This window comes from Jeotgalibacillus haloalkalitolerans (assembly GCF_034427455.1).
GTDB lineage: Bacteria > Bacillota > Bacilli > Bacillales > Jeotgalibacillaceae > Jeotgalibacillus > Jeotgalibacillus haloalkalitolerans.
On sequence record NZ_JAXQNN010000001.1, the window covers coordinates 593426 to 618090 of the forward strand.

The 24665-nt window shown below is 44.9% G+C and carries 27 protein-coding genes; 16 read left to right on the forward strand and 11 right to left on the reverse strand.

All coding sequences use genetic code 11. The annotated features are described in order from the left end of the window. The first annotated feature begins 16 nt into the window (after positions 1–16). From UFB30_RS02875 to UFB30_RS02885, 3 genes are all read left to right on the forward strand, one after another. Positions 17–160, forward strand: coding sequence for a sporulation histidine kinase inhibitor Sda (locus tag UFB30_RS02875; protein WP_322420167.1), 144 nt, complete (start codon positions 17–19; stop codon positions 158–160). Positions 161–287: 127 nt separating this feature from the next. Then, complete coding sequence (locus UFB30_RS02880; RefSeq protein ID WP_322420168.1) at positions 288–1157, forward strand: Cof-type HAD-IIB family hydrolase; 870 nt, start codon at positions 288–290, stop codon at positions 1155–1157. 371 nt (positions 1158–1528) lie between these two features. After that, positions 1529–2464: a carbohydrate kinase family protein gene (locus tag UFB30_RS02885; RefSeq protein WP_322420169.1), complete on the forward strand. Its 936-nt coding sequence runs from the start codon at positions 1529–1531 to the stop codon at positions 2462–2464. 50 nt (positions 2465–2514) lie between these two features. Here the strand turns inward: UFB30_RS02885 and bshB2 are convergent, their stop codons facing one another. The 4 genes from bshB2 to pdxK all read right to left on the reverse strand — a co-directional run bounded on the left by bshB2 (position 2515) and on the right by pdxK (position 4860). Further along, the gene (gene bshB2 / locus UFB30_RS02890; protein WP_322420170.1) at positions 2515–3192 is read right to left on the reverse strand and encodes a bacillithiol biosynthesis deacetylase BshB2; all 678 of its coding nucleotides are present in this window, start codon (positions 3190–3192) and stop codon (positions 2515–2517) included. An 18-nt stretch (positions 3193–3210) separates the two neighbouring features. Then, on the reverse strand, positions 3211–3561 hold the full coding sequence (locus UFB30_RS02895) for a YojF family protein (RefSeq protein ID WP_039811761.1): 351 nt from the start codon (positions 3559–3561) through the stop codon (positions 3211–3213). A gap of 116 nt (positions 3562–3677) precedes the next feature. Then, positions 3678–3950 (reverse strand): hypothetical protein, encoded by a 273-nt coding sequence (locus UFB30_RS02900; protein ID WP_322420171.1) that lies wholly within the window; start codon positions 3948–3950, stop codon positions 3678–3680. A gap of 70 nt (positions 3951–4020) precedes the next feature. After that, a complete protein-coding gene (gene pdxK, locus UFB30_RS02905) occupies positions 4021–4860 on the reverse strand; it encodes a pyridoxine/pyridoxal/pyridoxamine kinase (RefSeq protein ID WP_322420172.1) in 840 nt (279 codons plus the stop codon). Positions 4861–5153: 293 nt separating this feature from the next. Here pdxK and UFB30_RS02910 point away from each other — a divergent pair, with 293 nt between their 5' ends. The 5 genes from UFB30_RS02910 to UFB30_RS02930 all read left to right on the forward strand — a co-directional run bounded on the left by UFB30_RS02910 (position 5154) and on the right by UFB30_RS02930 (position 7605). Beyond that, positions 5154–5693: a DUF4230 domain-containing protein gene (locus UFB30_RS02910; protein ID WP_322420173.1), complete on the forward strand. Its 540-nt coding sequence runs from the start codon at positions 5154–5156 to the stop codon at positions 5691–5693. 15 nt (positions 5694–5708) lie between these two features. Continuing rightward, positions 5709–6380 carry a uracil-DNA glycosylase gene (locus UFB30_RS02915; RefSeq protein WP_322420174.1) on the forward strand — a complete coding sequence of 224 codons (672 nt, stop codon included), beginning with the start codon at positions 5709–5711 and terminating at the stop codon, positions 6378–6380. Positions 6381–6394: 14 nt separating this feature from the next. Further along, complete coding sequence (locus UFB30_RS02920; protein WP_322420175.1) at positions 6395–6583, forward strand: uracil-DNA glycosylase; 189 nt, start codon at positions 6395–6397, stop codon at positions 6581–6583. Next, positions 6580–6867: a YwdI family protein gene (locus tag UFB30_RS02925; protein WP_322420176.1), complete on the forward strand. Its 288-nt coding sequence runs from the start codon at positions 6580–6582 to the stop codon at positions 6865–6867. The genes UFB30_RS02920 and UFB30_RS02925 overlap by 4 nt, the downstream gene beginning before the upstream one ends. Before the next feature lie 366 nt (positions 6868–7233). Next, complete coding sequence (locus UFB30_RS02930) at positions 7234–7605, forward strand: DUF423 domain-containing protein (RefSeq protein WP_039811746.1); 372 nt, start codon at positions 7234–7236, stop codon at positions 7603–7605. 40 nt (positions 7606–7645) lie between these two features. Here the strand turns inward: UFB30_RS02930 and gerQ are convergent, their stop codons facing one another. After that, a complete protein-coding gene (gene gerQ / locus UFB30_RS02935) occupies positions 7646–8026 on the reverse strand; it encodes a spore coat protein GerQ (protein ID WP_322420177.1) in 381 nt (126 codons plus the stop codon). 94 nt (positions 8027–8120) lie between these two features. Then, entirely contained in the window at positions 8121–8870 is a 750-nt protein-coding gene (hemQ, locus tag UFB30_RS02940; protein WP_322420178.1) for a hydrogen peroxide-dependent heme synthase, read from the reverse strand. Between the two features lie 594 nt (positions 8871–9464). Here hemQ and pta point away from each other — a divergent pair. Further along, positions 9465–10436, forward strand: a complete 972-nt coding sequence (gene pta / locus UFB30_RS02945) for a phosphate acetyltransferase (protein ID WP_322420179.1) — start codon at positions 9465–9467, stop codon at positions 10434–10436. Positions 10437–10764: 328 nt separating this feature from the next. Here pta and UFB30_RS02950 read toward each other — a convergent pair whose 3' ends face one another. The 3 genes from UFB30_RS02950 to UFB30_RS02960 all read right to left on the reverse strand — a co-directional run bounded on the left by UFB30_RS02950 (position 10765) and on the right by UFB30_RS02960 (position 14935). Then, positions 10765–11478 carry an ABC transporter ATP-binding protein gene (locus tag UFB30_RS02950; protein WP_322420180.1) on the reverse strand — a complete coding sequence of 238 codons (714 nt, stop codon included), beginning with the start codon at positions 11476–11478 and terminating at the stop codon, positions 10765–10767. A gap of 1 nt (position 11479) precedes the next feature. Then, positions 11480–13120: an ABC transporter permease gene (locus tag UFB30_RS02955; RefSeq protein WP_322420181.1), complete on the reverse strand. Its 1641-nt coding sequence runs from the start codon at positions 13118–13120 to the stop codon at positions 11480–11482. Positions 13121–13849: 729 nt separating this feature from the next. After that, complete coding sequence (locus tag UFB30_RS02960) at positions 13850–14935, reverse strand: Fe(3+) ABC transporter substrate-binding protein (protein ID WP_322420182.1); 1086 nt, start codon at positions 14933–14935, stop codon at positions 13850–13852. A gap of 168 nt (positions 14936–15103) precedes the next feature. Between UFB30_RS02960 and lipL the strand changes: the two genes are divergently transcribed. Further along, the gene (gene lipL / locus UFB30_RS02965) at positions 15104–15946 is read left to right on the forward strand and encodes an octanoyl-[GcvH]:protein N-octanoyltransferase (RefSeq protein ID WP_322420183.1); all 843 of its coding nucleotides are present in this window, start codon (positions 15104–15106) and stop codon (positions 15944–15946) included. A 219-nt stretch (positions 15947–16165) separates the two neighbouring features. On the opposite strand, the gene UFB30_RS02970 is transcribed toward lipL, so the two are convergent. Next, positions 16166–16864 (reverse strand): RsfA family transcriptional regulator, encoded by a 699-nt coding sequence (locus UFB30_RS02970; RefSeq protein ID WP_322420184.1) that lies wholly within the window; start codon positions 16862–16864, stop codon positions 16166–16168. Positions 16865–17457: 593 nt separating this feature from the next. Here UFB30_RS02970 and UFB30_RS02975 point away from each other — a divergent pair. The 5 genes from UFB30_RS02975 to UFB30_RS02995 all read left to right on the forward strand — a co-directional run bounded on the left by UFB30_RS02975 (position 17458) and on the right by UFB30_RS02995 (position 23313). Then, entirely contained in the window at positions 17458–18765 is a 1308-nt protein-coding gene (locus UFB30_RS02975) for an HD domain-containing protein (protein ID WP_322420185.1), read from the forward strand. Between the two features lie 15 nt (positions 18766–18780). Next, entirely contained in the window at positions 18781–19284 is a 504-nt protein-coding gene (locus UFB30_RS02980) for a YwgA family protein (protein WP_322420186.1), read from the forward strand. A gap of 497 nt (positions 19285–19781) precedes the next feature. Further along, the gene (locus tag UFB30_RS02985) at positions 19782–20537 is read left to right on the forward strand and encodes a DeoR/GlpR family DNA-binding transcription regulator (protein WP_435390784.1); all 756 of its coding nucleotides are present in this window, start codon (positions 19782–19784) and stop codon (positions 20535–20537) included. Next, entirely contained in the window at positions 20534–21454 is a 921-nt protein-coding gene (pfkB, locus tag UFB30_RS02990) for a 1-phosphofructokinase (RefSeq protein ID WP_322420188.1), read from the forward strand. Before UFB30_RS02985 ends, pfkB begins: the two co-directional genes overlap by 4 nt. Next, the gene (locus UFB30_RS02995) at positions 21451–23313 is read left to right on the forward strand and encodes a PTS fructose transporter subunit IIABC (protein WP_322420189.1); all 1863 of its coding nucleotides are present in this window, start codon (positions 21451–21453) and stop codon (positions 23311–23313) included. The genes pfkB and UFB30_RS02995 overlap by 4 nt, the downstream gene beginning before the upstream one ends. A gap of 180 nt (positions 23314–23493) precedes the next feature. Here UFB30_RS02995 and thmT read toward each other — a convergent pair whose 3' ends face one another. Next, complete coding sequence (gene thmT, locus UFB30_RS03000) at positions 23494–23679, reverse strand: 2-hydroxymuconate tautomerase (protein WP_322420190.1); 186 nt, start codon at positions 23677–23679, stop codon at positions 23494–23496. Between the two features lie 329 nt (positions 23680–24008). Between thmT and UFB30_RS03005 the strand changes: the two genes are divergently transcribed. Further along, positions 24009–24524, forward strand: a complete 516-nt coding sequence (locus tag UFB30_RS03005; protein ID WP_322420191.1) for a YwhD family protein — start codon at positions 24009–24011, stop codon at positions 24522–24524. Positions 24525–24665 lie beyond the last annotated feature (141 nt).

Below are 24665 nucleotides of genomic sequence, written 5' to 3' on the forward strand. Positions count from 1 at the left end.
GATGAGGTGGGTATGAATGAATACAATGGGCCATTTAACAAATGAAAAATTACTGGAAGCACTTGAATCAGCCAGGAAACTGAATCTGGCTAGGGATTTTATTCAGCTACTTGAGAGAGAAGTGGAGAAGCGCGGGCTTCGCGCGCTTATGTGTTCTTAACAGCAGGCACCTGCTGTTTTTATTTTGCAATTTGATTGTATAAAATTTGTAAAGACTGAGCAGTGAAAAGGTTTCCAGTGAATCCGCTGTGATACAATGGTCCAATCAAATACAAGAAGGTGAAGAGATGATTAAGCTAATTGCATCTGATATGGATGGCACACTGCTGAATGGCAGTCACGAAGTAGGGCAGGAAACGATCAACGCAATTAAAGAAGCGAAAGATGCCGGGATTGAAGTGATCATTGCAACCGGCAGATCATATAAAGAAGCGGTATTGCCAATTAAAAACGCTGGGCTGTCACTCCCGTTAATCGTGGTAAACGGTGCTGAAATACGCGACACAGAGGGGAATCAGCTTTACAAGAAAGGCCTGAGCGCTGAAAAAGCAGAAGCAGCAGCAGATGCCCTTGAGAAGCTGGATGTTTACTTTGAAATTTATACTGAGAATGGTACGTATACAAACCATAAAGAGCACGGCATTCAGTTGTTAATTGATATTTTCCTGACGTCGAATCCGGATACGCCGCTTCCACACGTAAAGGAAGAAGCAGCAAACCGCTATGATGAGGGGCATGTACATGTAGTAGATGACTATCACGAAGTATTCAATTCCTCAGAAACCGTCTATAAGTTTCTGGCCTTTTCATCAAAGCCGGAAAAGCTGGAGCAGGCGAAGGAAGCACTGAACGAAATGGGCGGACTTGCAATCAGTTCTTCAGGTAAAGAAAACCTTGAGATCACAAGTGTAGATGCGCAAAAGGGACTTGCCCTTGAATGGTATGTGAACCAGCGCGGGATTGAATCAGATGATGTCATGGCAATTGGTGACAATTATAATGATGTTTCAATGATGAAGCTTGCAGGCTGGTCAGTTGCAATGGGCAACGCACCAAAGGATATTCAGCAGATCTGCCGTTACGTTACTTCAACAAACCGTGAAGAAGGCGTAGCCAAAGCGATCCGTAAGTTAACTGAAACTGAAGCAAAAGTATAAAGTTGAGCCGTTTCCTGAATTGGGAGCGGCTTGTTTTGTGTGTATGCGGAGCTGAAAGAGCGCCTTCCGCTTTTCTAGGTGTCCAGCTCCAGCAGGCAGGTCCTCGAGTCATAAGCCGTTTTGAGAAAATGGGGAAGGTCGCCCATTTCTCTCAAGCCGTCTTATGCTTGTCGGACCTGAACGCCTGCTTCCGCTTTTCTAGGTGTCCAGCTCCAGGCGCTAGCTCTTCGGGTCATAATCCACATAGCGGTAAACGGGAAAGTTCGCCCATTTTCCGCTATGCGGATTATGCCTGTCAGAGCTGAACGAGCGCCTTCCGCTTTTCTGTGATACACTTTTTAAAAAGTGTTTTTTCACAGGAGGGTTTTCAGATGAAAAAAGGTGTTATTTCATTAGGAGAAGCTTTGATTGATTTTATTCCAACAGATGAAACAAATGACTTCTATTATAAAAGTCCGGGCGGTGCACCGGCTAACGTAGCTGTAGGTGTAGCGCGTCTGGGGCTGCCATCTTACTTTGCCGGAAAAGTAGGGGAGGATGTGCTTGGCAGATTTCTGGAGCGTACGTTAAAAAACTACGGTGTGAATACTGACTATATGCACTTTGATCAGGACAATCGTACAGGTGTTGTATTCGTCACACTGGACAATGGGGAGCGCAGCTTTGATTTTTACATAGATCCGAGTGCGGACAGATTTTACAAAGCTGAAGAGCTGGACCCGGCGCTATTTGAGGAATCCAGAATTCTGCATTTTGGTTCGATTTCCATGATTAGTGAGCCATCTAAAACAGCAACGAAAAAAGCGGTTGAACTGGCGCGTGAAAAAGGGATGATCATTTCTTATGATCCGAATCTTCGTATGTCACTATGGCCAAATGAAGAAGAAGCGCGCAGAACGATTTCTTCTATGCTGGATCAGGCGGATGTCGTTAAGATTTCAGAAGAAGAACTGGAATTTTTAACTGGCACGGCTGACATCCAAAAAGGTGCCGAGGTGATGAAGCAGTTCGGAATTCCGCTCTTACTGATCACAATGGGTGCTGAAGGGAGCTGGGTATTCACGCAGACGGATACGCGTCACGTGCCGGCGAATAAAGTTCAGGCAGTTGATACAACAGGTGCTGGCGATGCATTTGTTTCAGGCATGCTGTATTCGCTTCATGAATATGAAGGAGAAGTACGTGACCTGAAGCTTGAGCGTGCAGTTGAAATGGTAGAGCTTGCAAGCCGTTCAGGCGCACTTGCTGCTTCAGTGAAGGGTGCGATGACTGCACTGCCGACGATTGAGGAATTAAAAAAGGCATAATAAAACGCCCGTTTGGTGAACGACTTTTGTCGCTGCCAAACGGGCATTTTTTAAATGTATCCCTGATCAAACCGATAGTTGAAAAACCTTTCCTGTGTCACCCACTGAATCGCTTCAGGATCGTTTTCTCCGAGTCTTTTTTCAAGATCCTCAAGCATCCAGGCTGTTTGTGAGATATGGGCGCGCATTGCGTTGAGCTTTACATCCATTACCTCTGTTACATCGTTGACAACATCCGGCTCTCCAAGTTCTTCTGCCGTGTTATTGGCAAACGCAACACAGTGAAGCTTTGGACGTTTTTCCATCCGGTGCACGGCTCTGACTACTGCACGTGCAGTTGCTTCATGGTCAGGATGAACGCAATAGTCCGGATAAAATGTAATCACAAGGGAAGGGTTCGTTTCCTTTATAAGTGATTCCATCATTTCAACCATATATTCATCATCTTCAAACTCAACTGTCTTATCACGCAGCCCCATCATGCGCAGGTCAGTCAGTCCCATTGCGGTCGCAGCTGCTTTTAATTCTTTTTTACGGATGTCAGGAAGAGATTCTCTTGTTGCAAATGGCGGGTTACCAAGGTTTCTTCCCATCTGGCCAAGCGTCAGACATGCATATGTGACACCGGTGCCGTTCTTAATATGAGATGCAATCGTGCCGGATACGCCGAACGCTTCATCGTCGGGGTGCGGGAACACGACCAGTACGTGATTTTCCTGTTCAATCATATTTCTGACTCCTTCCTGTTACTCAAAAGGTGTTTCGCTGATCTGCAGTGAAACAGCAAGCTTACCCTGATGGTCATGTCCGGCCATCAGCAGCCTTCCTTTATCATCAAGCTCGTAATGTGTGATGCCCTGTGCATAAATCCATCCGAGGTCTCCAAGCTTTAAACCAACTCGTGATGGCGGGTCACCAATAATTTTTCCAAGCTCATATTCCACTTTTGCATTTCTGATAAAAGCTCCTGCATTGAAAAACTTTTCATCGAAATGGGAAGCGTACGAACCGTTTGTTGTTTCTAAATGGATATATACTTCTTTGTTTGCAAAGCTGTTAATCAGTTTTTGTACGTCATCTATTTTGACAGGCTCCATCATGCTCCTCCTTGCCTTTAATCATATGCTCTATTTTACTTCAAAACTTTCCGGAATGCGAAAAGGCTGTTTCAGTTTCCTGTAAAATAACAAAAAGCCGCGTGGGCGGCTTTTTGTTATGATGGGTCTTTTATTTTACGTTCGTTTTCTTTATCAGGGGTATAGCCTGATTGATTTTCTCTTTCCGGTGTGCGGTCTGTGTGAAGTGGTGCTTCATTATTTTGACTGATCTGCTGCTTGCGCTGACCGGTATAGGCAGCTACAGCAATTACAGCGATCACACCGCCGATCAGCCCGGCTATAGCAGAGATCCCAAGTGACCCGGTGATCAGATAAAAGCCGCCAAACACACCAAGTATCACAGCAAGTGCAATAATAAAGTTTATCATGGTTTCACCTCATTTAAAGAATCACTATTTCTTACGTGTATTCCTTAAATTAGCAAAACTAAACTTTTCATTACGCATTCAATGTTTCTTTGTTTACAGTCACTTTGCCAAACCGGCTGTGTGCCCCGTGCATAACAGGTCCTACATATTCATTCAGGCGCCAGCCGTGGTGAATTGCTGATGTAACAAATTCTTTTGCGTTCGTAACGGCTTCTTTCAACTCGAGGCCGTTGGCAAGATTAGCAGTGATTGCAGCTGCAAATGTACAGCCAGCCCCGTGATTATAAGAAGTATCTGCTTTTTCTGCTTCAAGTAAAATAAACGTCTCGCCGTCATAGAATAAATCAACTGCCTGATCGTGTTCGAGCTGCTTACCGCCTTTAACGACAACAGATTTTGCACCCATCTCAACGATTTTAGCTGCTGCTGCTTTCATATCTTCTATTGTGCGTATTGGTCCAACACCTGACAGCTGCCATGCTTCGAACAGGTTAGGTGTAACCACCATTGCACGCGGTAACAGATGCTCCTGCATAGCGCCAACTGTCTCAGGGTGCAGTACTTCATCCTCACCTTTACATACCATTACAGGATCAATGACTACTTTATCAGTTTCAGAGCGGTCGATTGCCTGAGCAGCAGTCTCAATAATTTCCACTGATCCAAGCATCCCTGTTTTTAAAGCGGAAATACCTGTAGACAGGGCAGTGTCGATCTGCGCCTTCAGTGTGTCAATTGGTAGCGGGTGTACATTATGCGCCCAGTGATTTGCCGGGTCCATTGTTACCACTGTCGTAAGAGCCGTCATACCATACGTGCCGTGCTCCTGAAACGTTTTAAGGTCAGCCTGAATGCCTGCGCCACCACTTGTATCTGATCCTGCGATTGTTAATGTTTTATTTAAAGACATAAAAAACCCTCCAAAGATTATTTCCTTCATCATAGCACGCGTGGGGAATGTTTGAAAACGTCCTGCATTTCCCGGGAAATAGTGATGAATTTTGACAGATATTTGTCATAACCGGGCAATACCGACAGACTGTAAGAAGGAACTGGTTTCCAACGATCGGCAAGTTCCGTATAATAAAGACTGGTTATAAAAAATCCAGCTGTAAGCTGTTAAATGGTGATGAAATGAGCAAAGGTTTGAAGAATTTAGTGTTTGGAATGTTAACGTTAGCTATAATTGCAGGGGCGGGAGTCTTGGGATTTCAATACATATTTGGCGATAATCAGCAACAGAGGTCTGCAACTTTTGTTGAACAGATTAAAGATATGAATGCTCTTGCAACTTCACAGGCTTTTGTTAAAACAGTTATTGATGAAAAAGATAACGAGGTTTTCGGACTGGACATTAAGTGGAAACTACCAGGCACAGAGCGCAGAGTGTTTTTAGTTGTGCCGGGTACAGTACTTGCAGGTATTGATATGGATCAGCTGTCAGAGGACGATGTTGAAGTGAATGAAGAGGAGAAAACAGTTTCTCTGACGCTTCCGCGTGCGAAACTGCTTCAGGATCCTGCCATTCAGGCGGATGAGGTGGAAACCTTCACGACTGAAGGAATCTTCCGCAGTGCCATAAACCTGGAGGAAAGTATTGATTATATAGCTGTTGCGCAGGAAAAAATTAAAAAAGAAGCAATTGAACAGGGTGTGCTTGAGCGGGCAGAAATCAATGCTGAACTGGCATTAACCGAGTTCTTTGAATTCACGGGGTATGACGCTGACATAACATTCGAATAACAGGGGTGATCATATATGGGTGTAAATATTCAAAACGATTGGCAGGACAAGCTTCAGCCGGTTTTTGATGAACCGGAGTACCAGCAGTTAAGAGAATTTCTCAAGCAGGAATACAGCTCAGGTAAAGTATTTCCACCAATGGATGATATTTATGCAGCGTTCAAGCGGACACCTTTTCATAAAGTGAAGGCGGTTATTCTCGGTCAGGATCCTTATCATGGAGAGGGCCAGGCGCACGGGCTCAGCTTTTCCGTGCAGGAGGGAACAAGAATTCCTCCGTCACTGCAGAATATTTTTAAAGAATTGAAGGAAGATGTAGACGTTGATCCGCCAAAGTCGGGGGATTTAACGAAGTGGGCAGATGAAGGCGTCCTTTTGCTGAATACAGTTCTGACAGTAAAGGAAGGACAGGCTCATTCTCATAAGGGAAAAGGCTGGGAGCAGCTCACTGATGAGGCAATCAGGCTTTTAGGTGAGAGGGAAGAACCGCTTGTGTTCATTTTATGGGGCAAGCCCGCTCAGGCTAAAAGCAGGCTGATTGATACAGATAAACATTTGATACTCAATTCGCCGCACCCAAGCCCGCTCGCTGCACACAGAGGTTTCTTCGGCAGTCAGCCATTTTCCAAAACGAACAAATATTTAAAGGAGCACGGCATCGACCCGATCAACTGGTCACTTGATTGAAGGAGGCATTCGTTTTGGCTGAATCAAAGCGTATTAACTGCAATGCGTGTAAATACTATTATGTAACCTGGGATCCGAACTTTCCCAAAGGATGCAAAGCGCATGGGTTCAAAACCAGACACCTTCCATCACTCGAAGTGTTCAGGGCATCCGGACAGCCATGCTATGCATTTGAACCAAAGCAGGGAAGGAGATCGACATGAATATTTCATACGAACAGCTTCTTCAGAAAATTTCACAGGAAGCGAATAAAGCACAGGGAGCAGCGCCTGGTCGTCAGCGCGAGCATTTGCGCTCTATACAGACATTATGCGAGCTTGCACTTGGACAGGAGGAATCGGCGCCTGCACCAGGAAGGCAGCCACAGCCCCCGGTCCAGCCGGTAATGCAGCCGCAGCAGGTCCAATCCTATCAGCAGCCAAGCCCGCTGCAGGAAAAGCCGATCGAAACAGACGGCGGCAATGGTGATTCATTGTTTGATTTTTAAAGTAATTATCTTATGGAACCGCTATTGGTTTGCGCTTCAGGCGGACGCTTTCCGCGCGGCGTGCGCTGAGCCTCCTCGGCTTTGCCTGTGGGGTCTCAGCTCTCACGCTCCTCGCGCTGGAGTCGCCGCCTTACGCGCAAACCAATAGCTAGAATTTTACAAATCATTTAAAAACCGTTTTTGAGTGATAATTTGATATATTGAGCTGGTGGTTGGAGTGGGGGGACGGAGACTCCCGCCCCAGGAGGGGACAGGTGAGACCAGGTATGGCGAAGCCTGTGGGCTCAGCGCCCGGGGGCAGGAAAGCGCAGTCCCCCACGGGAACCATCAGCGGTTAAAAGCTCCAAACAGGAAAGGAAGTCTCAAATGAAAATACTATTAATTATTGGTGCAATCAATGCATTTCTATCAGTCGCGCTCGGAGCTTTTGGTGCACATGCACTTGAAGGTAGAGTAGAGCCAAAATACCTTGATACATGGAACACAGCGGTGCAATATCAGATGTTCCACGCAACAGCCATCTTAATTACCGGTGTGTTAATCGGCACACTTCCGGCGTCAGGTCTTTTCGGAACTGCGGGCTGGTTATTTGTGGGGGGAATCGTGTTCTTCTCAGGAAGCCTGTATGTATTAAGTCTCACAGGAATCAGTGTGTTGGGTGCCATCACACCAATTGGCGGTTTGTTGTTCCTGGGTGGATGGGTCTGCCTGATTATCGCGATTGCTAAAGTTTTATAAAAAGTAAAGAGAGTCCGATATTCCGGGCTCTCTTTTCGTTTTATTGCCCCACATTATTAAACGGATATTCGTACTCAATCTCCCCGTCAAACGTTGCATAATCCAGATAAATAAGCGGCAGCAGATATCTTTTTCCGGTATTCGGATCGCTTAAAATCAGATGATCACGTCCGGCTGCTTCAATAATGCCTTTAAAAATTTTAGCGTTCCAGTCCTTATTGTTTTCAAATGTCATATAGACAGTCGTCGGCTTACCCCGATTTAATCTGAAAATATTTTCAATATACGATTCTTCCACAGGCGGACGAGCGGGCTGCTGAGCCTGCTGTTGCTGGCCATAGTAGTATTGATAATTAGGGTAGTAACCACCGTACTGTCCCGTACCGTACTGCCCCGTAGAATAAGATGGATTCATTGTCATTTTTATTCTCCCTCCAGTCAGTTACACAATATGAACAGCAACGCGATTTTATACATAAAAAAACCTCCAGCCACATTTGACTGGAGGGAACTTCTTATACGTGAAGAAACTTCGGCAGGTCCTCATCTTCAAGCAGGTTACCTACATAGAACGCACCAAATTCACCATAGCGCGCACTTGTTTCATCAAAACGCATTTCATATACAATTTTCTTAAACTGCAGCACATCATCCGCATAGAGCGTTACGCCCCATTCCCAGTCATCAAAGCCGACTGACCCTGAGATAATCTGCTTGATCTTGCCTGCATATTGACGGCCGATCATACCGTGATCATACATCAGCTTTTTACGGTCTTCCATTGAAAGCATGTACCAGTTATCATTGCCTTCACGCTTTTTATCCATTGGATAGAAGCAGATATGCTTTGATTTTGGCAGCTTTGGATACAGACGTGATCTCACATAAGGGTTTTCATAAGGATCTTCATCAGAATCCTTTGATCCATAGCTTCCAAGCTCAACAACAGACACATACGAATAAGTAGGTACTGTATAATCAGCAATCGTTAATTTGTTAAATTCATTTTCAAGGTCATTCAGCTCTTCCATTGTCGGACGCAGAATGAATAATACGAAATCTGCCTTCTGTCCAACAATTGAATAGAACGAATGACTGCCCTGGTCCTGATCCTGTACGTCATTCAGCTTCTTTAAAAACTGCTGGAACTCATTGATCGCTGCTGTGCGCTCATCGCTTGTCAGCTGCTTCCACGAAGTCCAGTCCATCTTACGAAAATCATGCAGGCCATACCAGCCATCCAGCGTAGTTGCCGCTTCACTCATATTCAGTCACTCCTAAATGAAATGTCATATAAACTCACTGCTTCTATCTTATCATAAAGGGAACAGGGACAGCTAATGAGGGAGGAGGGGTTCATGGAATTGTTGGAGTTGTAAACCGCTAATTTCCGCTGCGGATGGGCGCTTTCCGCGGCCGCGCGGTGAGCCTCCTCAACGCTGCGCGTCTGCGGGGTCTCACCTGTCGCTTCTATGCCGCAGGAGTCGCCCATCCTCCGCTGCAATCAGCTTTGTAATACTTTTTCAAATGATAATTTCTATAAAGTACAAGCGTCAGCATTATTGTAACTTAAAGTAGATTATTTTAAACAATCTTAGCTGATTGTAGTGGAAGGCGGGGACTCCGGGACGATTAGTGGGAAGCTGAGACCCCGCAGGCGGAGCCGAGGAGGCTTAGCAACCACCGTCCGGAAAGCCTCCCGCCTGTAACGGAAATCAGCGGTTTAAATAACTCATCCATTTAAAATTGTCCGAAAACAAAAACTTTTTTAATGAAAACGTTGACATAAAGGGTATTGGTTGAATTCACTTGCAGATGGGGTATGCTTACATGTAGAGACCAATTTAGGAGGATGAATCATGAGCGATTTATTCACAGGATTAAAAGAAAAATTAACTGGTAAAGAACGCCGTATTGTATTTCCTGAAGGATCAGACGAACGTATTTTAAGAGCAGCAAGCCGTCTTGCAGCAGAAAATATTTTAACACCAATTCTTGTCGGTAACCCGAACGCCATTGCTGAAAAAGCTGACGAAGCAAACGTGATTTTAGATGGATGTGACATTGTCGATCCGTCATCATACCCTGAATTCGACTCGCTTGTTTCATCATTCGTTGAGCGCCGTAAAGGGAAAGCAACGGAAGAACAGGCACGCGAGATTCTTTTAGATGAAAATTATTTCGGCACAATGCTTGTCTACACAAACCGTGCAGATGGTCTTGTGAGTGGAGCGGCACATTCTACTGCAGATACAGTGCGCCCGGCATTACAGATCATCAAGACAAAAGAAGGCATCAAAAAGACTTCAGGCGTATTCATTATGGTACGCGACGATGAAAAGTATGTATTTGCTGATTGCGCAATCAACATTTCACCAGACAGCAATGACCTGGCTGAAATCGCGCTTGAAAGTGCAAAGACTGCTGAAATGTTCGACGTGGACCCACGCGTTGCGATGCTGAGCTTCTCAACAAAAGGTTCAGCGAAATCACCTGAAACTGAAAAAGTAACTGAAGCAATCAAGATCGCAAAAGAAGCAAATCCTGAGCTGACACTTGATGGTGAATTTCAGTTCGATGCAGCTTTCGTTCCTTCAGTAGCGAAAAGCAAGGCACCTGATTCAGAAATCCAGGGTGATGCAAACGTATTTGTATTCCCAAGCCTTGAAGCTGGTAACATCGGCTACAAAATCGCACAGCGCCTTGGCGGATTCGAAGCAGTTGGCCCGATCCTTCAGGGACTGAACGCACCGGTGAATGACCTTTCACGCGGATGTAACGAAGAAGACGTGTATAAGCTTGCGTTAATTACTGCAGGTCAGTCACTATAATAGAATGAATCCCCCGTCTGAACGAGCAGACGGGGGATTTTTTGCGTGGTGGTATGTTTACATTATTGCTGCGTGAACGCAGTATGGTGCTTCGCGATGTAGCGATACACCCGGATTGAATGTTGTATTATTCGAATTCATGTAGCAATCCGCTTGGGTTGAGTGCAGTGTCATGCAAATCGACGTAGCGACACACCCGGGTTGAGTGCAGTGTCATGCAAATCGACGTAGCACTACCCCCGTGTTGAATTGTATCCCCCGAGTTAAACAGTCGTATCAGCATCCCCACAAAAAAAAGCGGAGACCCGGTCTCCGCTGTCCTCAAACATTATTTCATTTCAACCAGTTGAAGCTCCGGCTGTTCTTTCTTCGTTGTACAGATCGACTCCCAGTCGTGGGCAGCCCCGTCCCGCATCGTAACAATACGGTCTGCAATGGCTTTGGAGTCTTCAAGATCGTGTGAGACGAAGATGGACGTGATGCCTGTCTTTTTGATAATCTCTCTCAGCTCGCTGCGGATTTTGATCTGCAGGCCGGCATCGAGGTTACTGAATGGCTCATCAAGTAAAAGAAGAGAAGGCTTTGGTGCGAGTGCACGTGCCAGTGCAATCCGCTGCTGCTGTCCTCCACTTAATTCGTGTGGGTAGCGCTTGGCATAGGCAGTCATATTGACAAGCTCAAGTACTTCTTCAGCGCGCTGCTTTCTTTCACGGCGGCTGAGCTTCTTTAAGCCGAATTGAATGTTTTCAAGCACAGTCATATGTGGAAACAATGCGTAATCCTGGAACACCATACCGATTCCGCGCTTTTCAGGAAGCACGAAGCGGCGGTCATCCGTCATCACTGCACCATCAATTGAAATTTTACCTTTTGAAGGGACCTCAAGACCGCAAAGCAGGCGCAGCACAGTACTTTTACCGCTGCCGCTGTCACCCTGGATGGAAATGATTTCACCCTGTTCAATTTCTAATTGGAAATGGTTAATGGTATTCGTTTTCGCTTTTCCATAACAAAAGCACAGGTCTTTGATTTCGACGAACATATCAATTCGGCTCCTTTTCTAAAACTTGATGGAAGATATAAATCGCAATACCGCTGATGACGACAATCAGGATAGAAGCAAGAGAAGCTTCATGAATTTGCTCGTCACTCGCGTACTGATAAGCTTTAGTGGCTAAAGTGTCAAAGTTAAATGGCCGTAAAATCAGGGTTAAAGGCAGTTCTTTCAAAATATCGATAAAGACCAGTATAAAGCCGCTGATCAATGGAACTTTTATCATACGCAGGTCCACTTTGAAAAATGTCTTTGTCAGATTTTCACCTAACATTCTTGATGCTTCCGTATATTTGTTTCCGATTTTATCAAAGCCGGCTTCAACTGAATTGTAGCCGATCGCGAGGAAACGGATAATATATGCTGAAATCAGAATGAATAAGCTTGTGCTTAAGAATAGGGAAGCTTCCATTCCGACTGCTTCATAAAAGGCAAACAGCCATTTATCAAGATCAATGAAGATGGTACTGATCCCGACTGCGATAACGGCACCGGGAATTGAATACCCGAGAATCGTTATGCGGGCAGCAGACTTTGAAACAAAGCTCTGATGCATTCTCGCAAAGTTTGCGATAATCACGGCAAACACCATCACAAGTGCTGCGCCGATAAAGGAAACAAGCACTGAGTTTGTGATAAATGATGTGAATTCAGGTGATGCAATCTTTTCAAATGTTAAGATCATCCAGTCCACCATTTGGATAAATGGAATTAAAAATGCGAGCATGAAAATCATCAAACAATAGCCAAATGCAAGCCAGGCCTTTGATCCATTTAGCTTAATTGGTGTCAGCGGTCTTGTTTTTGCCGTGGTTGAACTGTATTTCTTACGTCCGCGCATCACTTTTTCAAGAATCAGGATGGCGAAGACGATAAACATCAGAGTTGCTGCAAGCTTGATCGCTGAATTCAGATCATTCATGCCAAACCACGTCTGGAAAATCGCTGTACTGAATGTCGGGACGCCGAAATACTGAACGAGGCCGTAATCATTTAACACCTCAAGCAGTACCAGGCTGACGCCGCCTACAATCGCACCGCGTGAAATCGGGAGTACAACTTTGAAATAGATCTCCCATGAATTCCTGCCAAGCAGCCGCGCATTCTCAACAAGTGAAGCAGACTGATGCGCAAGGAACGCACGTGTAATCGTATATACATAAGGAAATAAAAACATTGTGAAAATAAATACTGCACCAGGCAGGTTCAGTATATTTACATACGACTGGTTGATTGAAATATCCCAGTTGTTCCTGAGCGTCGTCTGGATCACGCCGGTATAATCGAGGATCCCGTTATAGGTGTATCCTGCGATAAACGGAGGGATCGCGAGCGGCAGTATCAACGCCCACTTAAAAAATTTCTTCATCGGAAAGTCATAGGCGGATACAAGCCATGCAAGACTCGTGCCGACTAAAATCGTGAACAATCCGGTAAATAGCATAATCAAACCTGTATTCTTTAACAGGTCAGGCAGAATAAACTCCTGGATATGTGCCCAGTTTTCTGCTTTCTCAGTAAAAAAGTTAATTAAGATCGTTAAGTTTGGAAGCAAAATCAGAATAACAATGATTAAGCTTAAGAGTGACCAGATATTCAGATAACCTGGTATTTTTCGAAACACCTTCAAGCTGGACACGTCCTTAAAATCTGCAATTCAATGTACAAACAAATAGCTTGCAATCGTTCCCTGATAATGATAACAGTTCTCATTTGATTTGTATAGTTGAAAACGCTTATTTAGCAGGAATTACCGCAGGGAAGGGTGTCTGCTGTGTCAAAATTTAGACAAATTGCATGGGGGCGGTGGTTGTGCGTAGCGCGCGGCGGCGTGGTGCGAAAAAATGAAAAGGTGATTGAAAAAAGAGTGGAGGTGATCGATATATGGCTGGAGGTGGCGTAAAAATCGCATCCTTAGGCTGCGGCAGGTGAAAAAACAAAAAGGTGAGTCTAAAAAATCAGGAAGGTGATAGATATATTGCGTAAGGTGATTTAATTAGCAGCGGGCCCCATCGCCCGATCTTAAAGGCTCCTCATCCTAAAATATCCTATCTTTATTCATGATCCATCTTCAGCCCTTTATGCACTTAGGTCAAAAGCTTTAAATCTTTTAGTTTCTCAAGGGCATGAAGGGCAGGGGAGTGTGCGAAAAACGGAAAAGGTGATTGATAAAAGGACAGAGGTGATAGATAAATCTCCGGAGATGACGCAAAAACCGGCTGTCTAAGCCTTTGGCGAAGAAAAAGCTAAAAGGTGAGTGAATTAATAAAGGAGCTGATTGATATATCACAAAAGCTGACGTAAAAAAGATATAAAAAAGCTGCATCACCTGAAACCAGGCGATACAGCTTATTCGTTCTTATTTCCAGCCAACTTCATTCATAATCTGAAGGGCACGTGCATTGTTTTCACCAAGTTCAGTCAGGTTAATGTCCTGTGCTTTGAACTCGCCCCAGCTTTGCAGAAGCTCTGAAGCTTCAACGTTTTCGTTTGCAGGGTACTCATAGTTTGCAGCAGAAAATTCTTTCTGTGCAGCTTCAGAAGATAGGAACTCAATGAACTTCTGAGCGTTTTCTGTGTTCTTGCTGCTTGCTGTTACGCCGGCACCACTGATGTTAACGTGTGTACCTGTAGTGTCCTGGTTAGGGAATACCACTTCAAGACCTTCAGCAACTTTTACTTCTTCTTCATCTTCAGAATTCAGCATTTGACCAAGGTAGTAAGTGTTCATAACAGCTACATCACCTTCACCGGCAGCAATTCCTTTTGCCTGGTCACGGTCTCCGCCTTCAGGGTCACGTGCCATGTTGTTTACAATACCTTCAGACCATTCTTTTGCAGCGTCTTCACCGTTAAGTGAAATCATAGATGCAACAAGTGACTGGTTATAAATGTTTTCAGAAGAACGGATCAGCACGCGGCCTGCCATATCTTCTTCAGTTAATGATTCGTAAGTCTGGATTTGTTCAGCGTCAACTTTTTCCGGATTATATACGATCACACGTGCACGCTTTGTTAAACCGAACCACTGGTTATCAGTGTCACGAAGGTTTTCCGGAATGTTTTCATTCAGTGTATCGCTTTCGATTGACTGAAGCAGTTCAAGATCTTTCGCACGGTGCAGACGGCCTGCATCAGCTGTCATAAATACGTCAGCCTCAGATGCGACACCTTCACGCTCAAGACGTGCGATTAACTCATCATCTTTACCCTGAATCACATTCACTTCAATACCAGTTTCTTCAGTAAACTGATCATAAAGCGCCTGGTCTGTCTCATAATGACGACCGGTATAAAGGTTAACTTCTCCAGCTGATTCCTCAGTAGCTGCTGAATCGTCTGAAGAACCGTTGTCTTCAGTTGTTTCTTCTTCCCCTGAATTTCCGCAAGCCGTTAAGATTGCAAGAATCAGAGCTAGACCAAATAAATACCATGCTTTTCTCATGATGTACACTCCTCTTATGTAGATTTAATTGAAAATGATTATCAGCACTATTCAAATTATAATGATAATCATTCTCAAGTCAATAGTTTTTTGAAAATTAGTATGAACGTTTTCTAAATGGTATCTATGATATAATTTTCTCAGTTTGATAAAGAGGAGAATAAACGTATGGAAGATCAGGGTTTGAAGCTGTTAAAACAGCCAATATGGAGAGTGATAGACCAGTCGAGTCTCGGACCTTCATTTGAAGCGCTGCAGTCCTTTGCGATGGATGATACGCTTTGTGCATCATCAGGGAGCGGGGATGCACCTGCCACAGCACGCTCATGGGTGCACCACCGGACAATCGTACTTGGTACACAGGATGCCCGCACACCACATTTAGAAGAAGGACTGAAGCTCCTTGAAAAAGAGGGGTGGCGATATATCGTTCGCAATTCTGGCGGTCTTGCTGTTGTCCTTGATGAAGGTGTATTAAATATTTCACTCGTATTTTCTGAAGCAGATAAAGGAATTGATATCAATAGCGGCTATGACGCCATGCATGCACTTGTAAAAGAGATGTTTGCTGATTTCGGTCAGGAGATTGAAGCATACGAGATTGTTCATTCATACTGTCCGGGAAGCTATGATTTAAGTATAAATGGAAAAAAGTTCGCCGGTATCTCTCAAAGACGCCTGCGGGGAGGCATCGCCGTGCAGATTTATCTGTGTATGAATGGCAGCGGATCTGAGCGAGCAGAACTGGTACGGCGTTTTTATGAACGCGCGGTCCAGGGCGAGCAGACAAAATTCAGCTATCCTGATATTCACCCTGAACATATGGCATCACTATCAGAGCTGTTTGGCGTTGAGCTGACCGTCCAGGACGGAATGCTGCGCTTTCTGAATGCACTGAAGTCCGTGAGCGGCGAGCTGGTTGCAGGTTCACTGAACGGTGAAGAGCTGGACATGTATGCGGCTTATTATGACCGGGTTGTGAAGCGGAATGAGAGCGTCTTAGGGAAATAAAAAATGAGCGAAAGGCCGGGGAAAGGGTCTTTCGCTTTTTTATGGTCGATCTGGCCGGGTCTGGGCTGGACTAGTGAACTCGCGTGACGGTTGTATTCGGGTGAGTTCTGGACTGGGATGGGAATTCTGTCACCAATCGAGGTAATTCCATCACCTTTTAAATTATTCGAACTGCCCAGCTAACCTTCGCCTCTAGGACCTGAACGCCGTCCACTTTTCTTAGTGCTCAGCAACCTTCTCCAAGTTCCCATTCCGGTCCATCTTAAATGTATTCGCATGCTCTTGCTCGTTAAACAGCACAAGCTTTCTTGCACGGTTCATGATTTGCATTAGCGTATCATAATCCTCTTTCATGGCAGACTCTCGTTCTTCTAAATACTGTACTTTCTTTTCAAGAGAGCGGCATTTTTCCTGCCAGACTTTCACTTCTGAGGAGAGTCTGTCAGAGTGTTGCAGTGAACCTTTCCGGTCAAGCTGCTGAAGATATGCGATGACGGCACTTAATGTCAACTCCGATACACGCTTTTCAGGCTGAGGGGCAGGCTGTGCAAAGGCTGGTGCGGTTTCAGTATGCTCCTCCGCAATTTCTTCATTCATCGAAACTGGCTCCTCAATTTCAAAGCCCTCCGGAACAGAAAAATCGGGCTGATATAATACTTTCTTTTTACCGGAATGATCCTTGCCAAGCAGTCTGTTACGCTGCTTCCGCTGTTTTTTTGCAAGAGTTAAAGCATGCTCGAACTGACTGCGTACCACCGCATTCCACCTGAATCCGCATGCAGCAGAAGTCCGGTCCAGCTTATCTCCGGCTTCCTCAAATGCATTCAACTGCGTACTTCCTTCTCTCACGTGCCGCAGCACAGTGTCTGCCAGCAATAAATCATCCTCTTCCATCCATGCATCCTGACGGTTTTTCATCCTCGTCACTCCAATCTTTGAATCTTTCTGCTACCATTTTCCCCCCAGTGTAAAAGTTTTATACATCACGTTTAGAAAAAAATTTGCATTGCACAAGATTGAAACCGTGACTTCATGTCATGTACAATTAAATGCAGCGAACAAATTTATATGAAGACTACATATCAAAAGCCGTTCTGCACAAAAGCTGACGGCTGTTTTACTTTCACTTTTACAGTTTCAGTAAGTTTGAAAAGTGGAACTATATAACTTATTGAGATTTCTATATGAAGTGAGATGCTGTTTATTACACGCACCAGATAATGAAGCAAATCGATTATAATTACAGCGTTGACCGGAGGCGACTCCGGGACGATTAGTGGGAAGCTGAGACCCCGGAAGCCGCAGGCTGAGGAGGCTCAGCAACCACCGTCCGGAAAGCGTCCGCCTGAAACGCAGGTCAGACGCCACCATTAAAGAACCAGACAATATATTTATTTTCCCGTCTCAAAAACTGAGACACCGGCATTTAAAAATAGTTGAAATTTGTCAAGTCGTGAAGTAAAAAAATAACCCGTTATAATAAGAAATAACGAAAGAGATGAGGGACACACATGACGTATGCGCAGCAAAAACTGGCTGAGGAAAAAGTATTCAAAGACCCTGTCCACCGCTATATTCACGTGCGGGATCAGGTTGTCTGGGACCTTGTCGGAACGCGTGAATTTCAGCGTCTGAGAAGAATCCGTCAGCTTGGAACGACCTATCTGACTTTTCACGGAGCAGAGCACAGCCGGTTCAACCACTCGCTGGGTGTATATGAAATCATCCGCCGGATTGTAGATGACGTATTCGCTCAGAGACCTGAATGGGATCACAGTGAACGCCTGTTATGTCTCTGTGCGGCACTGCTGCATGACCTCGGGCACGGTCCGTTTTCACATTCATTTGAAAAAGTGTTTGATCTGGACCACGAGGATTTTACTCAGGAAATCATACTGGGTAACACAGAAGTGAATCAGGTGCTGTCAAAAGTGTCACCTGATTTTCCGCAAAAAGTAGCTGACGTGATTGCCAAAACGTATGAAAACAAACAGGTGATCAGTCTGATCTCAAGTCAGATTGATGCTGACCGTATGGATTATCTGCAGCGGGATGCTTATTTTACAGGGGTCAGCTACGGACATTTTGACATGGAAAGAATTTTGCGTGTGTTAAGACCTGTGGATGATCAGGTGGTTATCAAATCAAGCGGGATGCATGCGGTGGAAGACTATATTATGAGCCGCTATCAGATGTACTGGCAGGTGTATTTCCATCCCGTGACACGCAGTTCGGAAGTGATTTTAACGAAAATTCTTCACCGTGCAAAAGAACTGAGCAGTCAGGGGTACGAATTCGCTTACGAGCCGAGACATTTTAAATCAATGTTTACAGGGAATGTGACGCTGAAAGATTATCTGAACCTTGATGAATCCGTCGTCACCTACTATTTTCAAATGTGGGAAGATGAAAAGGATCCGATTTTAAGAGATCTGTGTGACCGTTTTATGCAGCGCAGACTGTTCAAATACGTTGAATTCGATCCTTCAAAGGAATATAAAAAATTAAATCAGCTTGAGCGGCTGTTTAGAGAGGCGGAGCTCGATCCGGACTATTATCTGGTGGTTGACTCATCTTCAGATCTGCCGTATGATTTCTACCGGCCTGGAGAAGAAGAGGAAAGAGTTCCAATCCATTTATTAATGCCAGGCGGTGAAATCAGAGAACTTTCACGCCAATCTGAGATTGTGGACGCAATTTCAGGGAAAAGAAGAACAGACCATAAATTGTATTATCCAAAAGATTGCCTGATGGATGATTCATCTCATAAAGAAACAAAACAGAAAATCCTCGACATCCTCGGGGTAACAGAACGCTAAAAGGGGAGAAAGTCAATGATGAAGGATCACGCCCGGCTTATGCAGGCATTTTCAGCAGTAGATGAAATTGTCGGCAGAAAAAAGCTGCAGAAGATCATTTTTATCGCCAAAAAGCACAATTATGCATTCCATGAAAAATATCAGTTCCATTTCTTCGGACCCTATTCTGAAGAATTAACACTTAGAGTAGAAGAACTGTGCAACATGGGCTTTTTAAAAGAATATAACGAGAAAAAAAGCGGCTATTATCAGTACCGCTACGAAATCACGGATGAAGGAAGAGACTTTCTGGCATCACAGAATGAAACGCCGGGAGCGGAACTTAAACCTTTTCTGACAGACCTCAACCAGCAATCCTCCAGATTTCTTGAACTCGTCTCAACGATTCTATACTTCGATTCTCTTGAAGAGCAGGAATGTATCGAAAAAGTAAGGAAAGTAAAAGAAAAACAAAACTATACAGATGATGAATGTCAGGAAGCTTTGTCATACATAGCGCATTTGAAGACATTATCTTAGATTGTGACCTCTCCATTGATGGAGGGGTTTTTGTTTTGAGTAATTTTTTTTTGTGGTGGGTGGTTAGTTGGTGGTTCCGAAAATTATAGCTGGTGTTCAGGAGATTATGTGGTGTGTTCATGAAATGACGATGAGTGTTCAGAAGATTACCACCATGGTTCAGGACGTTTTACGGGTGGTCCCTGAAATTGTGTAATTAGAACTACACCATTCTGATAGAAAAATAATTGATACACATAGATTATGATCACCACTCAGGTTCATTGAAGCGGAAGGGGGCGACTCCGGGACGATTAGTTGGAAGCTGAGACCCCGCAGGCGCAGCCGAGGAGGCTCAGCAACAACCGTCCGGAAAGCGTCCCCCTGAAGCGTAAATGGACCGGTATAGAAAAATCATCAAAATAAACTTGAGCGTTTTTGGATGTTTTTGAAAGAAAATGATTGATTTATGTAAGCGTTCTCTTTATAATGAAATTACAAACAACACGAGAAGGAGAATGGATATGCTGACTGAAGAGCGTTATTCCATCATTTTGGATAAGCTGAAGTCGTTTGAAACAGTGAAGATCCAGGAGTTGATCGACATCACAGGCGCTTCAGAATCAACAATCAGGCGGGACCTGACGGAGCTTGAGAAAAAGAAGTTCATTAAAAGAATCCACGGCGGGGCCAGAAGAATGGAACGGAAAATGGATGAGCCCGGCATGGAAGAGAAATCAGTCAAAAACCTTCATCAAAAGCAGCAAATCGCTCAGGCAGCGGCAGCACTAGTGGAAGAAGGTGACTGTATTTTCATCGATGCAGGATCAACGACGAGCCACATGATCCCCTTTTTACCTGAAGGAGACATCATTGTTGTGACAAACGGTCTGATGCATATTGAGGCTTTGATGAAAAAAGGAATTCGCACCTATTTAACGGGTGGCGCTGTGAAGCCAAAGACGAATGCACTGATCGGAAGAGGGGCCATTGATTCACTGAATGGTTACAGATTTGATAAAGCTTTTATGGGAACGAACGGTGTGCATTATGAGTCGGGCTACACCACGCCGGACCCGGAAGAAGCACAGGTGAAGGCAGCAGCGATCAGTCTTTCGCGGGAAGCTTTTGTCCTGGCGGATTCAGAAAAGATTGGTGAAATTGCATTTGCAAGGTTTGGTGAGTTAAGTGAAGCGGTGCTCATTACAGAGACGTTTGAAGAAAATGCGGAACTTTATAAAAACCAGACAAGCGTAAAAGAGGTGGAAGTATGATTTTAACAGTAACGCTTAATCCGTCAGTGGATTATGTGGTCCGCGTTGATCAATTCAGCACAGGGCATTTAAATAGAACGGATCAGACGGCATTCTATGCAGGTGGCAAAGGCATTAACGTTTCGCAGGTGCTGAAAGAGCTGGACGTGAGCAGTACGGCAACCGGATTTACCGGAGGATTCAGTGGAAGGTTTATTGAGGACACCCTTTCAGAAAAGCAGATCAAAGCTGATTTCATTCATGTTGAGGATCATTCGCGTATCAATATCAAACTGAAAACAGATGAAGAAACGGAAATTAATGCAGCAGGTCCTGTGATTTCATCTGAAAAAGTGAATGAACTGATTGAGCTGGTCAGCCGGTATGGGAAAGGCGATACGCTGGTACTTGCAGGCAGTATTCCTTCAAGTGTGGAGCGGGATTTATACGGAAAGCTTGCAGCAGCGGCTTATCAAAATGAGATGCAGATCGTCATTGATTCTGAAAAATCATTGCTTGAACCGGCACTCGGGACATCGCTGACACTGATTAAACCAAATCATAAGGAGCTCGGGGGCTATATCGGCCGGGATATTCAGACTGTTGAAGAAGCGGTGATCTATGGAAGGCAATTTTATCAGGACCATCACATTGAATATCTGATGGTTTCAATGGCTGAGCATGGCGCGGTTTTGTTCGCAGGTGACGAAACATACATTGCCACGCCGCCAGAAGGTGAACTGATTAACAGCGTAGGCGCCGGTGATTCATCTGTTGCAGGATTCCTTGCAGGTCTTGAAAAAGGTTATTCAATAGAAGAAACATTTGCGCTCAGTATGGCATGCGGTGCAGCAACCGCATTTTCAGAAGGACTTGCTGTAAAAGAACAAATTGATCACTACTTGCCAATGGTACAAATAAGGGGGTTAGCAAAATGAAGATTACTGATTTACTCACAAAAAGTACAATTAACCTGGAGCTGAAGTCAACAGAGAAGCAGGGCACAATTGACGAAATGGTCAGCCTGCTGGACCGCGCAGGAAAGCTTGCTGATGCAAAAGCATACCGTGAAGCGATTCAGGCGCGTGAAGACCAGACCACTACTGGTATTGGTGAAGGTGTAGCGATTCCTCACGCAAAGACAAAGGCGGTAAAAGAGCCTGCGATTGCATTTGGACGCTCAGTTGAGGGACTTGATTATGAATCTCTTGATGGCCAGCCTGCACATCTTGTATTCATGATTGCAGCAACGGAAGGCGCAAACGATACACATTTACAGGCGCTGAGCCGTTTGTCAGTCCTGCTTTTAAAAGATGAGGTAAAACAGGGGCTGCTGGATGCAAAAACACCTGATGACGTGATTGCGCTGATCTCGAGCTTTGAAGAAGAGGAAGCAGAGGAAGAGCAAACGACTGGAGAAGTACAGGGTCAGATTTTAGCAGTAACAGGCTGTCCGACAGGCATTGCGCACACATACATGGCAGCTGATGCATTGAAGAATAAAGCTAAAGAAATGAATGTGCCAATCAAGGTTGAAACGAATGGGTCAGACGGCGCGAAAAACGTGCTGACTGCTGAAGAAATTGAAAACGCTGTAGCAATTATCGTAGCGGCCGATACAAAGGTTGAGATGGAACGTTTTAAAGGAAAGCGTGTCATTGAAGTACCGGTAACAGACGGAATCCGTAAAACTGAAACGCTGATTAACCGTGCGATTAAGCAGGATGCACCTGTTTATCAGGGCAGCGGCGGCAGCGAAAAGAGAGAAGAAGGTCAGGCAAAGGGACGTTCAGGCGTTTACAAACACCTGATGAACGGTGTATCAAATATGCTTCCGTTTATCGTAGGTGGAGGAATCCTGATTGCACTTTCCTTCATGTTTGAGGATCAGATTACAGGTGAACGTTCAGCGCTTGGTGATATCTTAAGCTATATCGGTGGAGAGAACGCATTTGCACTGATTATTCCGGTTCTGGCAGCATTTATCGCAATGAGTATTGCAGATCGTCCGGGCTTTGCACCTGGTATGGTCGGCGGTCTGATGGCAGCTTCAAGTAATGCAGGTTTCCTTGGCGGTATTATCGCCGGCTTCCTTGCAGGTTACTTAGTACTTGGATTAAAACGCGTATTTGCCAACCTGCCACAGGTATTTAACGGGTTAAAACCGGTTCTGATTTATCCGCTGTTTGGTATTTTAATCACAGGTTTGATCATGTATTGGGCAGTTCAGCCGCTTAGCGCGATTAACCAGGGTGTCATTGACTGGTTAGGCGGTCTTGGAACAGGAAACCTTGCACTGTTAGGCCTGCTGCTTGGCGGTATGATGGCGATTGATATGGGTGGACCGATCAACAAAGCAGCTTATGCATTCGCACTTGCAGTCGCAGCTGACGGTCAATTCGGACCACAGGCAGCTGTTATGGCCGGTGGTATGGTGCCGCCGCTTGGAATGGCACTTGCAACAACACTTTTCCGTAAAAAGTTCAACGAGCAGGAGCGTAAAACAGGGGTGTCAGCATACTTCCTTGGTGCATTCTTCATCACAGAAGGTGCAATTCCATTCGCAGCAGCCGATCCACTGCGCGTGATCCCTGCAGCAGTAGCCGGTTCAGCAGTCGCAGGCGGTCTGACACTATGGTTTGACCTTGCACTGCGCGCACCGCACGGCGGAATCTTCGTATTCCCGACGCTTGAAGGCGCAGTGATTAACATTCTGCTGTATGTCATTGCAATTGTAGCTGGTACAGTGGTCACTGCGTTGACAGTTGGATTTTTGAAGAAGCCGGTTGTGGCATAAGCGGTTGGTTCATTAAATTACATGTAATGTTCAGAAGATAACATGTCCTGTTCATGAAATATTTCGGGTGATTCATGACATGATCCCCACAGTTCAGGAGATAGTAAAATTAGACCTATGCGCGACAGCGCCAAAAAACTTCCTCAAGGCGAAGCCTGAGGAAGTTTTTTATGCTATTTATTATTGATCACTTACCCTCACGCCGCCAACACCATAATCCGTCTTCTTCATTTCTTCAATAATAATCGAAACCTTATCCGGCGTTGCACCAGTTGTCTCAACCACTGCATCTGTAACCTTTTCAACAAGTGCTCTTTTCTGGTCATCGCTGCGACCCTCAATCATTTTCACTGTAACAATCGGCATATCAAAGATCTCCCCTCAAAGTGTATTCATCGTCTTCAATTGATCTCATATGATACAATTAAATCTGATAACGTATATTTATTGTATATGATTTTTAAGGCTTTTACATAAAGTAAAGATTGACTGGATGGTTTTGGTTAGAAGTACTTTCAAACTACCTGCACAGCTGTGATTGAAGCGGAAGGGGGCGACTCCTGCGGCAGGAAGGGATAGGCGAGATCAAGCATGGCGAAGCCTGCGAGCTCACCGCCCGGCCGCGGAAAGCGTCCCCCTGCAGCGGAAATCAACAGTAAAAATTAGCGGAGTAACACGTAAAGGAGCGAACATATATGTCAGACAAAAAGAAAAATATCGGCTTCAACATCATCAAAAACGACCCGACAGATGGACACGGCGGATTTGGTGTCGGTTCACTGAGTCTGGATAACGTATCACCGGTCATTATCGACGTCAAGGAGCAGGAAGCGGAAGTTGATATCGGCGCGATGCACGCCAGATCCAAAGTCGAAAAGAGGATCAAATTTACAACGAACCGTGAAGACTCAGCCGGTGGGAAGGATTACTGGCTTGTCTGGGTAACGATTGACCGTAAACCTGAAGGACCTTATTATGCAGGTGTGACTGCCTGTGAAATGGTTGTGAACGTTGAGAAGAGAAGAGGGTACAAGGTTCTTGCGGATCACGTCAATCTGATGGATAAATCAATGAAACGTAAAATCATTGTTGACCATATGGATGACACGTCTAAAAAAGTACTGGCGGATTTCCTGAAATCCCACAATGAAGCATTTTGGAATGCATCTGAAGCGGAACTTCACGAGGCGCTGCTGTCAACAGAAAAATGATATTCGTGAACAAATTGTGACGGATTGTAGAAAACTGTCACTGATTATTGCTAGAGGCGGATAAAGAGAGTAAAATTACTTTACAGTTGCATTGAATATGTAGCTAGGACACGAAAAGACCCGAGGCCGCACACCTCGGGT

Excerpts from the sequence above, each read along its gene's own strand:
- UFB30_RS02895 (WP_039811761.1), bottom strand. The coding sequence starts at position 3,561 with ATGGAGCCTGTCAAAATAGATGACGTACAAAAACTGATTAACAGCTTT.
- UFB30_RS02950 (WP_322420180.1), bottom strand. The coding sequence starts at position 11,478 with ATGTTCGTCGAAATCAAAGACCTGTGCTTTTGTTATGGAAAAGCGAAA.
- thmT (WP_322420190.1), bottom strand. The coding sequence starts at position 23,679 with ATGCCGATTGTTACAGTGAAAATGATTGAGGGTCGCAGCGATGACCAG.
- hemQ (WP_322420178.1), bottom strand. The coding sequence starts at position 8,870 with ATGAGTGAAGCGGCAACTACGCTGGATGGCTGGTATGGCCTGCATGAT.
- lipL (WP_322420183.1), top strand. The coding sequence starts at position 15,104 with ATGGAAGATCAGGGTTTGAAGCTGTTAAAACAGCCAATATGGAGAGTG.
- pdxK (WP_322420172.1), bottom strand. The coding sequence starts at position 4,860 with ATGTCTTTAAATAAAACATTAACAATCGCAGGATCAGATACAAGTGGT.
- bshB2 (WP_322420170.1), bottom strand. The coding sequence starts at position 3,192 with ATGATTGAACAGGAAAATCACGTACTGGTCGTGTTCCCGCACCCCGAC.
- pta (WP_322420179.1), top strand. The coding sequence starts at position 9,465 with ATGAGCGATTTATTCACAGGATTAAAAGAAAAATTAACTGGTAAAGAA.
- gerQ (WP_322420177.1), bottom strand. The coding sequence starts at position 8,026 with ATGACAATGAATCCATCTTATTCTACGGGGCAGTACGGTACGGGACAG.
- UFB30_RS02985 (WP_435390784.1), top strand. The coding sequence starts at position 19,782 with ATGGATATGCTGACTGAAGAGCGTTATTCCATCATTTTGGATAAGCTG.
- UFB30_RS02960 (WP_322420182.1), bottom strand. The coding sequence starts at position 14,935 with ATGAGAAAAGCATGGTATTTATTTGGTCTAGCTCTGATTCTTGCAATC.
- UFB30_RS03005 (WP_322420191.1), top strand. The coding sequence starts at position 24,009 with ATGTCAGACAAAAAGAAAAATATCGGCTTCAACATCATCAAAAACGAC.
- UFB30_RS02875 (WP_322420167.1), top strand. The coding sequence starts at position 17 with ATGAATACAATGGGCCATTTAACAAATGAAAAATTACTGGAAGCACTT.
- UFB30_RS02880 (WP_322420168.1), top strand. The coding sequence starts at position 288 with ATGATTAAGCTAATTGCATCTGATATGGATGGCACACTGCTGAATGGC.
- UFB30_RS02925 (WP_322420176.1), top strand. The coding sequence starts at position 6,580 with ATGAATATTTCATACGAACAGCTTCTTCAGAAAATTTCACAGGAAGCG.
- pfkB (WP_322420188.1), top strand. The coding sequence starts at position 20,534 with ATGATTTTAACAGTAACGCTTAATCCGTCAGTGGATTATGTGGTCCGC.
- UFB30_RS02885 (WP_322420169.1), top strand. The coding sequence starts at position 1,529 with ATGAAAAAAGGTGTTATTTCATTAGGAGAAGCTTTGATTGATTTTATT.
- UFB30_RS02930 (WP_039811746.1), top strand. The coding sequence starts at position 7,234 with ATGAAAATACTATTAATTATTGGTGCAATCAATGCATTTCTATCAGTC.
- UFB30_RS02970 (WP_322420184.1), bottom strand. The coding sequence starts at position 16,864 with ATGAAAAACCGTCAGGATGCATGGATGGAAGAGGATGATTTATTGCTG.
- UFB30_RS02915 (WP_322420174.1), top strand. The coding sequence starts at position 5,709 with ATGGGTGTAAATATTCAAAACGATTGGCAGGACAAGCTTCAGCCGGTT.
- UFB30_RS02995 (WP_322420189.1), top strand. The coding sequence starts at position 21,451 with ATGAAGATTACTGATTTACTCACAAAAAGTACAATTAACCTGGAGCTG.
- UFB30_RS02975 (WP_322420185.1), top strand. The coding sequence starts at position 17,458 with ATGACGTATGCGCAGCAAAAACTGGCTGAGGAAAAAGTATTCAAAGAC.
- UFB30_RS02980 (WP_322420186.1), top strand. The coding sequence starts at position 18,781 with ATGATGAAGGATCACGCCCGGCTTATGCAGGCATTTTCAGCAGTAGAT.
- UFB30_RS02900 (WP_322420171.1), bottom strand. The coding sequence starts at position 3,950 with ATGATAAACTTTATTATTGCACTTGCTGTGATACTTGGTGTGTTTGGC.